6 protein-coding genes are annotated in these 13,881 nt (G+C 36.1%); all 6 read right to left on the bottom strand.

Annotated features, from left to right (window positions below; all coding sequences use genetic code 11):
* Window positions 1–224: 224 nt before the first annotated feature.
* Window positions 225–1,577, bottom strand: a complete 1,353-nt coding sequence (locus tag V6C27_14595; protein ID MEG6617622.1) for a primase C-terminal domain-containing protein — start codon at window positions 1,575–1,577, stop codon at window positions 225–227.
* 482 nt (window positions 1,578–2,059) lie between these two features.
* Entirely contained in the window at window positions 2,060–4,375 is a 2,316-nt protein-coding gene (locus tag V6C27_14590) for an AAA domain-containing protein (protein MEG6617621.1), read from the bottom strand.
* A 321-nt stretch (window positions 4,376–4,696) separates the two neighbouring features.
* The gene (gene ssb, locus V6C27_14585) at window positions 4,697–5,110 is read right to left on the bottom strand and encodes a single-stranded DNA-binding protein (protein ID MEG6617620.1); all 414 of its coding nucleotides are present in this window, start codon (window positions 5,108–5,110) and stop codon (window positions 4,697–4,699) included.
* Between the two features lie 83 nt (window positions 5,111–5,193).
* The gene (locus tag V6C27_14580) at window positions 5,194–6,135 is read right to left on the bottom strand and encodes a replication-relaxation family protein (GenBank protein MEG6617619.1); all 942 of its coding nucleotides are present in this window, start codon (window positions 6,133–6,135) and stop codon (window positions 5,194–5,196) included.
* 67 nt (window positions 6,136–6,202) lie between these two features.
* A complete protein-coding gene (locus tag V6C27_14575; GenBank protein ID MEG6617618.1) occupies window positions 6,203–8,701 on the bottom strand; it encodes a TraM recognition domain-containing protein in 2,499 nt (832 codons plus the stop codon).
* A gap of 78 nt (window positions 8,702–8,779) precedes the next feature.
* Complete coding sequence (locus V6C27_14570; GenBank protein ID MEG6617617.1) at window positions 8,780–13,564, bottom strand: fibronectin type III domain-containing protein; 4,785 nt, start codon at window positions 13,562–13,564, stop codon at window positions 8,780–8,782.
* Window positions 13,565–13,881 lie beyond the last annotated feature (317 nt).

Genomic DNA, 13,881 nt, shown 5'->3' with positions numbered 1-13,881 from the left:
AGATAAAAATAGATTACACCACCATAACCATGTTTAAATTAATATCAAACCAGATATAATATAAAATAAAAGTGTAAACCTGGTTGACACTCACAACTTTTTACCGGTGCATCCTGTGGATATATGGACAGCTCATTTGCTGACGCATGACCTGCCCACATACCCACAGTGGTTACAGATATCCAAAGGTTAGTGTAAACCTGGTTGACACTTAATTATACTAATCATAATAAAACAGAGATAGAATCAGGGAATGGATTCCCACCCACCACCACATCCATATGTAATAGGATTTGCGTTAAAAAAGGGATTTGTAGGTTTTGGAATAATTCTAATTGAATCTCTTTTGATTCATATCTTCCGCTATTAGTGCATAACTTATATACAGTAACTGTGCTTTTGCCAGTTCCTGTACTCATGCTGATTAATTTATTCTTTCTTCTTAACTCTGAAATAGCTTTCTGTAAAGAGCGCAGAGATACCCCTAAGACTTTTGCTAGTTTTGATTGACTGATAGATAACTGGCCACCAACCTTTTTAAGCGCATAAATTATTGCACTTTTAATAGTGGACAATTTAACGTATTCCTTACGCTTTCGTTCCTTTGGATGCTCATCATTTTTAATTACACGATAAGTAAAAGGTATGCCACTAAGTTCAGTAACATAACTAGATTTAGGCCCTTTATACTTTGATTTAAAAGCACTTTTAACTTTGGATCGTAATTGGGCATAAGAAAGCATAGGAGTGTTCTTGACATTCCACGCTTCTAACGCCTGTAACGTTTGTTCCTTGCTGTAACCTTCTACCTTATAAACTAAAGCTAATGTGAAAGCTGTATTGTCCCTTTTACCTTCTTCAACACCCTTTAATAACTTTCTGATTGCCGGATGATTTAAGATACCTTTTGATATAAACTTTAACTGTCCATAATTTTTCTCTGCAGTTGCTGGTACATCTTTAGTAGCTAACCAGTTAATAAGTGTCTCAAAATCATAACTGTTCTCTTTAGAAAAAAACTGTACATCTTTAGGAACACGGAAATACCTTTCAGCCGTCAAAGCATTATCATCGGCACCTAAGTAATAAGCTATAGTCTTAGTAATATCTTCATACTGCTTCAAGGCCCCACTGAAAGCCCTAACTCTATCAATCTTCCAATACACATGCCAGCCACCGCTTGGAGTACGATTTATTAAAGTAGCCCCTGGCAGTCCTGCAGCATCTATCAAAGTTAATAACTCAACAATAGGTATCTTTTTATCTATATCAACTACTATGGCGTTGATCCAGCGCAAGGATTCTTTATTCCGGTACTTCCAGTGAAAAAAAGTATTCGGTGTCCAGTAAGATGTAAAAAAGTTAGATAGACGATGTTTTAATGTGCTATACGTCCGACAAGACTTATGATTAGTTAACTCGCCCACAACATCAACCTCGGCAGTAAATACATAACCTAAATCATTTTTTCTATCATTATCTTTAGCACCAACAACTCGCAAACGCTTTGGCTTTTCAGTTAGTTGATCCTCTAAGAAAAATTTAACTATATCTAAAATTTCTTTCTGACTGGTCATTATTAACTCCTTAAAAGTAATTTTTTAAAAATCTCAATAATAATCTTAAAAAACTTGAATTATAATTTTTTTTGTGTTATATTCTTAAAAAAGGGCGCAAAAAACCCTGGGCCTAACCTTTTTCCAAAAAATGGGAATTATATTAGACCTGTCTGGAGTTAAACCTTTATTAAATTTTTTAGGTTCTCCTTTTGCGCTGGGTTGTCCTTAACAGCTACCAACTGATTAAGGACTGAGTGGTTGAATAAGCTACCAACTTAATCAACCGATTATCACTAAAAACAATTTTTTTAAAATAACAATAAGCCGTTATCCAAAAGAGTCTTAAAGACCCTGGGTAATGGGTGATGTAGCGGAGAAAAGCACTGCGGGCGGCCAACCTAGTAGGTGCTTTTTTCCTTTTTATCATCCCTAGAGTTAATATTCTTCGACAATTAAATGGAAAATCCTTCTGCCATATAACAAATGTTAACCACTTTTTTTTAACCCTTTATGCTTGACACTACACCTTCCCAATCTATAACTCTAGCACTTTTATAAATGTTTTCTAGCCATAGCCTGGTGATGTCTTGGGTTCCCAATTTTCTTCGGTAAAAACTAACATCTGCTATTACAATCATCTTTCCTTTAGTCCTTGTAGCAGCCACATTAATTAATCGCATTGCCTCGGTACCATGCTCACCTTTCGTAAGCCTAGAAACCCTACTAATACCAGCCTCTACCAAATCAAAAATAATTATATCCTTCTCAGACCCTTGGAATTTATGAACCGTGGCCACCGGTATAGCACCAGGATCTTGCATAATCTTTTTTAAATGCTCCTTTATATGATTGCATTGTGCCCGAAAAGGTGTAATAACTCCTATACTTTCATAACCCCTTTCCAAATTAGCCCTAACAATATTAGCGATAACATTGGCAGAAGTTTTATTCATTAAAGACCCTGAACCCTCTTTTGGTGGCACTGCTTTACTTGCAGCCTTTGATATATCAATCAGTATTAAAGGCTCACCTGGTAGTGGTTCTCCATTTCTGCCCTTAAAATTCTCATGATCACTTGGTAAACCATTTAATAACCTACCTTTGTAAACCAACTCAGAAATGCTATCAGCTATAACCGGATGCGTTCTGTACTGGTACTTTAACATTACCAATTCCGGAACTTCAACGCCGGCAGATATTTTCTGTGTAATCTTTTTTATGTCAAAAACACTACTCTTTAACCAGGTACTCACTAACTCCGACCTGCCTTCCGCTATTGGTGATAACTGATAAAAATCCCCACATAAAATAACAGACCTTCTTGCAAATCCCGCGGCCAACAAAACAGTATATGAGGTGGCAATACTGAGTTCGTCAATAATCACTGTATCCCAGTAACCTTTATATATCTGAGAGTTTAATACTGCAGCAGTAAGTGTGGCTCCAAGTATTTTGTTATTTTTCCATATCTTATCTTCAACCTGGTTGATCTGTTTTTGATAATCTGTAATTAACGAATTAAGCTCCCTGATCCTGTTCCCAAGCTGTTGTATTTCACCTTGAATTTGAACTGCTTTAACATCTTTTAAATTATCTCTATTTAACATAGCCTCGCATTTTTTTATAGTGGAAATAACATTTTCTGTCACTAATTGCAGGCTGCTATATTGCCCCTTTAAATCCTGCAAATTATTTCGTGTTTCATCTAATTTGGCATTGATAGATACCCTGTTTCTTTCCAATAATTTTTGTTTTATATGATAGAATATTCTGAAAATAGCTAACTTACCAGCTATGGCATTATACTGATCTTCTATCGTCACAATTGCACAAGTTAACTCATCAATTCTTTTTTCCTTAATACTTATAACACTTCTTAATTCACTGCTCTGACATTCTAACCTGGTTTTCTTATCATTTAGTACGTTTAGTTCTTGCAACAATGGTAATACCGTCTTTAATCTGTTTAAACGATTATCCAGTTTAGCTTTTTCTTCAGTTGCAATATCTAACTTTTCAACTAATATTTTTATCCTGTTATTAATTATTGCCCCTGGTATAATCTTGTCCAGTTCACTATTTTCACCGGCACCATAGCGCATAATTACCCCTTTATTAATTTCTTCCGGAGTAAAGTAATCCATAGCCTTTTTTAACAGACTATCTACTGCAGCATGGGTGTGAGATACCAACAAGATTTTTTTACCCCTCCGGTACAACGTATCAACTACTGCACTTAAGGTTTTTGATTTGCCAGTACCAGGTGGACCCCAAATAAATAATACTTCACTGGCCACAGCTCGATTAAATGCTTCTTCTTGCTCAACATTTAAATTTTGCGGAACCCTTAAATATTGTGAACAATTATCACGGCCAAGTTTAATATCCTTATCGCAAAAGATTTTTTCTACTAACACCTGGTTATGAAAAAATTTATTTTTAAAAATATCCTCTAACTTATCGTGCATGGCCAACAGCAGCGAATCATCCTTCACAACTATATAACAACTTTTAATATTATCTAATTTAATTTCAAGTGCTGAACACCATAAAAGTTCATCTTCAGTTAATGAAACAACACTACCCGGGTATGATACCTTACCAACAAACAAATAACCTGGTACATCTTTAGGCAAATTCACAGGCTTTTCAAGCTTAAACAAATATATGGTCTGATCCCCTGTTTTTCTTAATAAGCTACCATCTTTAAGAAATACACCATTTCTTTTTTTAGTCCTCATTGATGCCCTTTTACATTCAATTTCATCTTTAATAGCTGCCTTTAAATTTATTACTATATCTTCATGATTAATCATTATCAACTCCTAGCAATATCATTATAGTGGAAAATAAAATAAATCCCTTTTTTCCCTTGACGGGGCCCGACCTGGGCCGGGTAAAGGTTTTTCAGGCGAAGCGAACCGAGGGGCAAGATAAACTCTTAGATCTCTCCGCCTTTTTTTAGTGTACCCGGCCCAGGCCACCCGTAAAGGGCGGGATTTTTTTTATTTATGATTATGTAAGACCTTGAAGGGCTTTCCCCCCTTCAAACTTCCCCCCAGGCTCGCTCACCTCAGAGCAAGGTTATTTTAAGGAGAATGTATATTGTATACACTCTCCTTTTGGCCAGAAAGTTTTTAGAACGGAACATCATCCGAAAAGCTAACTTCGCTGGCAAATCCAGAGGCACTATCATTATCTTGTGCTGTTGAGGAATTACTCCCACCTTTTTTTCCACGGTCTAAAAAGCGTACATTGTCAGCAACTATTTCGGCGGCTTTACGCCTAATGCCTTGGTTGTCATCATATGAGCGTATTTGTAAGTGCCCTTCAATCGCAACTAAGTATCCTTTGCCAAGATGGTTAGCACAGTTTTCGGCTATCTTTCGCCAAGTAACTATATCAATAAAATCAGCTTCCCTCTCACCTTGACTGTTAGAAAATTGTCTATCAACTGCCAACGTAAACCTGGTTACAGCTACACCACTTGTGGTGTAACGTGGTTCGGGGTCTCTAGTTAGTCTACCGATCAATATAACTTTATTTAACATAATTATTCCTCCCTATATATTATGAATAGCCTTAAGATCACCTTCACGAATCACACTTTTCCAAAATTGATTAGAGTAATCATTTACTGTACATTTGATATTTTTGACCAAATATCCATTTCCTTGATTTCAAAAAGATTAATCTTTTCTTCTTGTACATTGTAAGCATCGAAAATTCCTTTGCGCCAATCTTCATTATATAAAAATAAAATATCATCCATATTGCAACTTTTAGCAATGGGTATCAGTTGATCTATAGAGTTTACACGCCTATAATGCCCTACAACTTCGCCAGCTGCTTTATTGCCAACCACTAAAATAATAGGCTCTTTCGGGTATAATTCTTTCCATGCCCGATCCTGCCGGTACCTCTTCCATTTCATACACTTTTTATAAAAATTGTCTTTGTCGCAATACCTTTCATACTCAATATGATAAATATTATTATCCACTCGGATCATTGCATCCGGAGAAATAACATACCCCTTACTACCAGGAGTTTTAGGAGTTATCTTTTGCCATGATCGTTTAGTACCTGACCAATTAAATTCAAGATTTTTTTCCTTAGCTTTTTGAATAAGTTCAATACAGAATTCATTAAGCTCTAATTCGTGTGCAATACGTGACATCTCTACTACATTGTCACATTCCTGAAAATTTATTTCATCGGTATAATCAAGTTCTCTTACCTGGGTAATCAAGTTGTAAGCCAGTTTTGTAATACAAAAAATATATTGATGTGTACCTTTACCTTTGCTCACAAAGGGTCTAGTTCTCCATAGCAACCCCATATCATAAAGAGTTTTTAGCCTTCTTGAAGCGTTTTGAGTTGGTTTTGCACAGTGATTATAAAAGAGCTTTGCCACCTGTTCAGTTATAACAAAGGGATGATTTAAGAAAAATTCCAATATATCTAAATCTCGTTCCTGAAGTTTAAAGTCATTCCTTTTTAGCAAGTTATCAACGTTACCTGAAGGTTTTTTAGGTTTACTCCACTGGGGAATAGTAAATACATATCCGCTCATATCTAATACCTCTTTTCATAATAAGTATAAAAATAATAAAACGGGAGAGCTATTACACTGCATCCCGTTATAAGTTACTTGCATATTCGTGTTGTCTACTTATATGATATTCAGCCCAATCTGATCTATAGAGATCATCAACAGGCATAGTCTTACCAACAAAAGGCGCTTGGGGTTCTCCTTTAACCATCCAGCGACATATTGCATGATAAACAGGTATATTAAATATATCATCCGGGCCAAAATTTATGCGGTCCTGAACATCATCATTAACTTGAATCATATTTGAATACAATCGCATAAATAGCTTAGTAAACCTTTCTGCATCTTCAACCTCTTGGGTTCTAAACAAAATAATATTTTGAATCAAAGTTCTAATTGCTGAAAGCAATTTTTCATCATCTATCTGTTCATAGTGCTGAAATGCCACTGTAGTCTCTGCGCCATATTTACGGCCTTCAGAAAGAACATTTTCCAGATCATCACAAAGCAAATTCTTTAATTCTTCCAATATGATACTGATCTTAACCCTTTTTTCTTGTGCTAATGCCGACTGCCTTTGAATAACATTCCAAACCTCGCTAATTACCCAAATACCAATTAAAAAAGCATTTTCCGAACCAATAAGCCCCTTTGGTAAATTCACTACTATAATAGCTTTTTCATCGTGTAGCTCTTTATAAAAGTCTATTGGATTAGGGCCAGTTAAAATTCGATTCACAAGTTTTACGCTTAATATTCGATTTAACTTATTTCGTGGTGCTTGTAACCTTTCTTCTAAAGCTTTAGGATTATTTTCTTGCATTGGAATAAACGTCTGTGTCCAGTACATCCTTTGAAATGGATCTTTAATGTCCATTATTACTCGATCCCTAAAATCTTGGTCAACTAACATTCTAAAAACATCTAAATATGTAAAGTTGCTCTGGGTATCTAAAAGCGCATACATTGTATTTGCTAAAAACTCCTCGGATTTTGGGCCTATAGCACTCTGTCCCCATTTCTGAATAAATGTTCTAATTTGGTTATCTACTAAAACATCCTTAGATAAATAATGCTTAAAGGGATTAATTGACCAGGGGCAATTTTCATCTGAAGCATCAACAAATATAACCTTCCTACTTGGCGGTATTAAACCCAAAACAGTTTTGGCCATATCATTGTTAGGGTCGATTATTACTTGGGCTTTTTCTAAAATTTGAGCATCCGAATAAACCAGCCTTTCAATGACGGTACTTTTACCACCACCCTGGGTACCAAATAGCAAATTATTATATTTTCTGTCTTCCGGAAGTATACCTACCGGCCCATTTTCATCTTTCATAATGGCATATTTAGAATCCCGTGATATTTTCATTGAAGCTGCAGCCCTTCGTATTGGTGCTCGATTTAAATTTGCAACTCTTACTCTTACAGAAGGTAAATGAATTATAGTTGCTAAGTGAAAGCTTGATAATATGCACTTTCTAAACAATAAAATAGATGGCATCCTTAAATTCAGCCACCTTAACCATAACTTCTTATTTAATCTTAATATAGTTCCACCTATAACTCCTGGTTGGATTAAACGATTCTCACCACTAGCCTCTCCTAACACACCTGCGACTGATTTTGTAGCCTCATAGGAATCACAACATAACCTGATTTCTGTACTAAATACACCTTTACCCGTGATTTCCAAAGCACTTTTAAGCTCTTTATCCTCTACATATCCCATACCGGTATCAGACTTATCTTGTAATTTTTCAACAATATTAGTTTGTTCATATGCTTTCTGCATAAGCTTTACTTTCTTTTGAAAACCTAATCCTTTTGGTGTAAGCAAAAACTGCAGTCTCACATTATCTTTTTCAACTGCTAAAACCGAAACCAAAGATTCTGTTATAGATGATTGATAATTTCTAAGGCTTCTTAAAGGATATATCCACTTGCGGGCTAAACCAAATTGTTGCCGTACATCATAATCACTTGTTATTCTATTAGTTGAAGTAAACGTGATATTTTGGTAAGTACTTTGTAGCCTAGCCTTGATACCATTAATCGCCCAGTTAGGTGCACCAATATAAAATCTAATGTTTCCGTTGTCTTCTTTTATAATCTCCCATAGCATGTGGTCATGTCCCTTAAATATTGAAAAATTACGAGTAACTAATGCTGCATAGCAACTATCAAAAAATGTCATAACCTCAAAAGGTTCAGCAGTATCATCACGACTTAATACAATTTCAACTTGTTCCATATGTTTTAAACGCTTATCTCTAAAGTATAATCTACAGATTAGTATAATTATTAATACTGGAACACAAATTATCAAGATGTTTTTTAGTAAAAATGTTACTTTATCAATTACTATACTAATTGTATTTGGAAAACTAAAACTACTTATAAAAGGAAATAAGTTCTTTGTGTCAACCTGGTTGACACTTAGCGGACTTAAATCCATTAACCCACCTAACTGGTTTAATGCCATTAATAAAAAGAAACCGGCTAGAGGTATACCAATTATACAAGCTAATACAGACACCAGTACCCTTCTCACTACCATATTTTGCAACATAGAAAACATATGCTACCCTCCTTCGATAAAATTTAAAAGTTAACCCCGTAGTATTAAATTTATTTAATACCACGGGGTCTTTAAGGTTTAGGATGTTTTTTCCCAATCAACCATAAACGTATCCGTATCAACATTAGCAGTGATTGATTGCACAGATTCATCAACTTTATAACTTGCTATATCTCGCGAAACATATCTTAGTACTATGGTACTGTCCTTAAGCTTCTTAACCAGACTTTTCTTAACCTTAACAGTAATCTGGTCACCTGGCTCTTGGATATAACTAGTTAGGTTAATAACTATATTACGTTTTGGTGATTGCCGAAGTTTAACTATTTTCTTACCGTTTCTCTCTATAATAATATTTTGACGTCTGCGATAAGGCATTAATAATATAACTATAGAACTACCCACTGCAGTTGTTGCTATTGATGCTTTAACAGCAGGGCTTGCATTTAGTATCTTTTCGATTAACGAGTCACCGTTATTTCCCAGAATAGGAGTAGCCTCAACAACTGACTCCTTTGGTACCAACACAAAGTTAACCTGCTGCATATAGCTATTATCGCTTAATTCAAGAGATGTTGCATTGGAATTTGTATTATTGGTAAAGGTAACTTCGTTTAATCCCTGTTTAACTACAATTTCACTTTTAGCTGCTATATATCTATCGTCTTTTACTGTAACAGTGTGTTTACCCAATTCTACACCGTCAAATCTGTAGTAACCTTGCAAATCAGTGTAGGTGATCCTTGGATTACTGTGCAACTCAATACGCAAGTTTACTAATGGGTTTCCTTCTGTATCTACCACCCGCCCAAATACAGTGCCTGATATAATAGGCTTATTTATTACTTCGGGTTGTGGTACAGGATTTTGTGGTATACTTACAACTGGCTCATTATTATCATGGGAATTACTGCTTTGATTATCACTAATTACTTCTTTTTGATCTTCTATTGGCTCATCTATAACTTCTTCAATTATTTCATCATCTATTAAATCATCTAGTTCATCGTCAAGATCCTCTGGTTCAGTTATTTCAGGTTCCTCCGGTCGAGGCGCGCCACCGCCAAAGCTAGGCGGATTTTTAACTTCTATTGTTGCTATATCTGTCCACTCAGCATTGGTAGCCGACACTTGCACTTCTCCGACTGCTAAACCTGTTACTAAACCATTTGTTACGGTGGCCACAGTTTCGTTAGTTACTGACCAAACAGCCTGGTCGGTCACCTTAACATTAACCCCATTGTTGTAACGTAAGTATGCATCAATTTGTACCGTTTCACCAGTTTTAATACTAGCGTTTAAAGGTGAAACCGCAAGAGCAATTATCTGTGGCAACATATCTGCAGTAATATAAATCTCTTTAAAAGCAATTAGATTACCTTCTTCTGTAACCGCAGCAATGCCAAGATAATCACCGGCTGCTACCGGAATACTTGTTGTATCGTCAAATACCGTACCGCCAAATATTGAACCATACACTGGCCATGGGGTAAAAGACACTTGCTGAATTTTATATTCATACCTTACTGCACCCTCTGGCAGTTCCGGAAGAATAACTTTAACACTATCAATTTCATCACCCGGGGTAATATCTACATTACCTAATTCCGGTGCTGCTATACTGCCGGTTAAAGTAACTACTTCTGTTTCTACTCCTACACTGTTTCTTGCTTTAACCTCAAAGGTATAAGTTTGGTCAGTAGTTAGTCCTGTAAATACTGCTGCTGTGGCAGTTATCCAGCTATATTCCTGGCCAGTTTCAACACACCGGATAAAGTATTCCGTCCCTTCGGGGTTGTTATTAGCTTCCCAGTTTAAAGTTAAACCATCATCAGTTATGTTTGTAATTTGTAAGTTAGTAGGTTTATTAGCAAATGTTACTACTTCAGTACCTTCTCTTGGTACCGAAACAGCACCTGCATAACGGGCCCACACTTTAGCTTTATAGGCTGTATTAGGCGTTAAATCTGTGATGTTCCATGTTGTTTCGTTGTTCCAATCCCTGGTTAGTACTTCTTCGCCACCTTGATATAAAGATGCTTTAAACTCTGCTGCAGAAGAATTATTACCTATCTCCCAGGATACTTCTATTTCCGTCGATCCATATACACTGGAAGTTACCGTCCCGGGCATTGCTGCTCCGGAATATTCAGTGATGGATATTTCATCGGTTTCAATGCTATCGCCGTTTCTAGCCTTAACCTTGATAGTATATAGATTACCTGCAACTAGACCACCAAAGGTATAGCTTGTCATATCTGCTGTAAAGTCAACTACTTCATTATGGCTTTCTGTATCAGTTATCTCAGCCCTATACTCAGTTCCACCAGGGTTTTCATTAGTTTCCCATGCTACTGTGATGCTATCATTGGTTACATCAGTTACCTGCAAATTACTTGGCGAATTAGCATGGGTGTAAACCGCCTCTACTACGCTTTTCGTTGTGCCAATATCGTTATAAGCCTCTATCATATACTCATAGATTGTGTTAACCTCTAGATCCGTGTCAATGTATTCTGTTTCAGTTGTTGTTTCGATTACTTCACTATTTCGATATACATGGTATCCTTTAGCCCCGATCACATCTGACCATTGCACTATAATTGATGAATTACTTACAGCTTCAGCATTAGATATTACTGGTATTTGAGGTGCAGCAAGTGCAAAAGTGTATTCAACATTTGCTTTATTACCTGCATAGTCAAAAACCTCTATTTTAATGTTATAGGTACCAGCTTCGGTAAGTTCAGTACCATTTATCCACGGTATGACATTACCATCTAATGTTACTGTAACTGTCGTTGCATCATTATCAAGGCCACTGCCCTCATCGCTTATCTCATAAGTAGGATTTTTAGATTCATAATAAGTGATACCATCTTCAATACCGGATAAACTTATAGTTGGTGCTGTTTTATCTATATATGCTTCCACTACATCAGACAACTCACTCATATGACCTACAACATCATAGGTTCTGGCCAATATTTGGTATTGACCTTCTTGGGATATTTCAAAACTTAAAGTAGAGTCTGTAAAGTCAGTATCTTTTACTTTTTCTATCCAATTGTTTCCACCATCTATACTGTACATAACCTTTTCAACCCCTGCGGGGCCATCGTCAACTATATCTGTTATATTTATTGTTACGTTTTGGTTAGTCCAAGTACTAGAAGATACATTAATGTTTGGTTTTGGTGGTGGAGTCTTATCAATTTTGATGTTACTTGTATAAGTTTGCTTTACTATATTGCCCTCTCCATCTTCAGCAGTAATTTCTATGTTGTTATAAACTCCCTCATTTAATTCTAAAACGTCCCAGGTTAATTCCCAGTTATCAGTCTCCGGGCTATTAACTGGTGCTTCATTAATATTAAAAGTCTTAAGAACCCCATCTATAGTTGCTGAAATTACTAGATTATCACCATCTATGTCGTGCACTTGGCCTGTTATAGATAAGTTATTAAAAGGTTCTATTTCTGATCTAATTAGATCTTCTCCGGCATTACTTATTAAAAGCTCCGGAGGGGTATTAGTAAAAATACTGTCTATATAAATTTTTGCTGTATTTGGCTTATTATCACCATTTCTTGTAGTTACCCAAACTTCGTATTCCGTACCAGGTGATAAACCTGTAAGTGTTCTACTGGTACCGGTGTTGAAATCTGAACTACTTACTGCAGCTCCACCAGCACCAGCACCTTTTAATTTTACTTCTATTTTGTGTTGCGGGAGATTACCATTAGCTGCGTTATTTATAATATTGATAGATATACTTTCATTAGTTGTACCAGTTACCACTACATCATCAGGGTTAAGGGCCAAAGTATAACAGTTTATTGTAGATGTTTGCTTAACATTACCCACTGTATCCCTGGCTTCCATTTTGAAGTTGTATTGTGTGTTAGGCGTTAGACTACCAAAAACTCTTGAAGTGTTATTAAGCCACCCAGTCCATGAATCAGTTGCACTACTGTAAAACCTATATGGGGTAGAATGAAGCCCTGATTTTACCTCGTTATTAGTAGGATCACTTGTGCTTCCAGAAAGTGTTATCTGTGTAGCGCTATCTGCCGTGGTTGCAGGGGTAAAGTTATTTGGTGGTGTTTTATCAACTCTAAATGTTCTTGATACTTCTTCAGACTTACCACCTTTATTATCTTCTACCCAAGTATATAGTGTATGTTCGCCTTCCGACAGATTTCCTACTGTTACATCTTTGCTAAATGGTTTGGTACCATTAGCTTCAATGTTCCCAACAAGCAATACTTTACTACCACTATCTATTCGATAGTAAATATTTAACACATCTCCCACATCCTGGTCGGTTACATTGCCTGAAATGGTCATTTTATCGTGTCCTGTAACTGCAGAAAATGGTGGATTATTTGAAGGACTTGTTACTGACATATTAGGTTCTGTGTTTTTAAGCGCTCGCTGAACAGTAACATATGTGGTAGGAGAATTGCGACCCGAACCAAAACTTAAATATTCATCCACCATATAACTATTACCAGGATAAATATACGCTATTACTTTATTATCATCAAGCATATTCCAAACTGCCAATCTCTCATTAATAGCAACAATTCTATAGTGATATTTATCTGGTTCATAAGTTGTCAATGTTTCCCAATGTTCCCAGTCGGTATCATGCCAACACACACCTTCTATAATGTTGCCATTTAAAAAATAAATATAATGGAAAGCATTACTTGCACTACTTAAAGATATATTAGTTGCACCCGGAACATCTTCCCAACCTGCAGCCCCCTCAGCCTTCGTTAAATGGGCGTTATTAATAGGTGCTATTATGCTGACAAACATTACAGCAACTAACAAATATTTAATAATCTTCCACAAGAAATTTCCCTCCTTATTCCAATAATTCACATGAAATAACTTATCTTCCTTAATCAGTTAACCCATTAAAAACCATATTTTTCTTTATCCCCCATCACTCCCTTTAAATGCAAAAGAAACATGCTTTCACCAGCATGTTTTTAGCTCTCACCATCTATTTTCCAGTTGAATTTAAGTCCCTTCTACCTTTAATGGTGGATTATTTGAAGGGGATGAAACACTGATTGACGGTTGTAAGTTTAATGTACTAACAAATACGTGCCCTATATTGTCACTCCTATCTGCACCACCACATAAAGCAGTTGGCACGGTATTGG

The organism is Peptococcaceae bacterium 1198_IL3148, from assembly GCA_036763105.1.
Taxonomy (GTDB): domain Bacteria; phylum Bacillota; class Desulfotomaculia; order Desulfotomaculales; family Desulfohalotomaculaceae; genus JBAIYS01.
The sequence above is the reverse complement of the archived record's forward strand: the minus strand, read 5'-3'. Positions and strand labels throughout refer to the sequence as shown.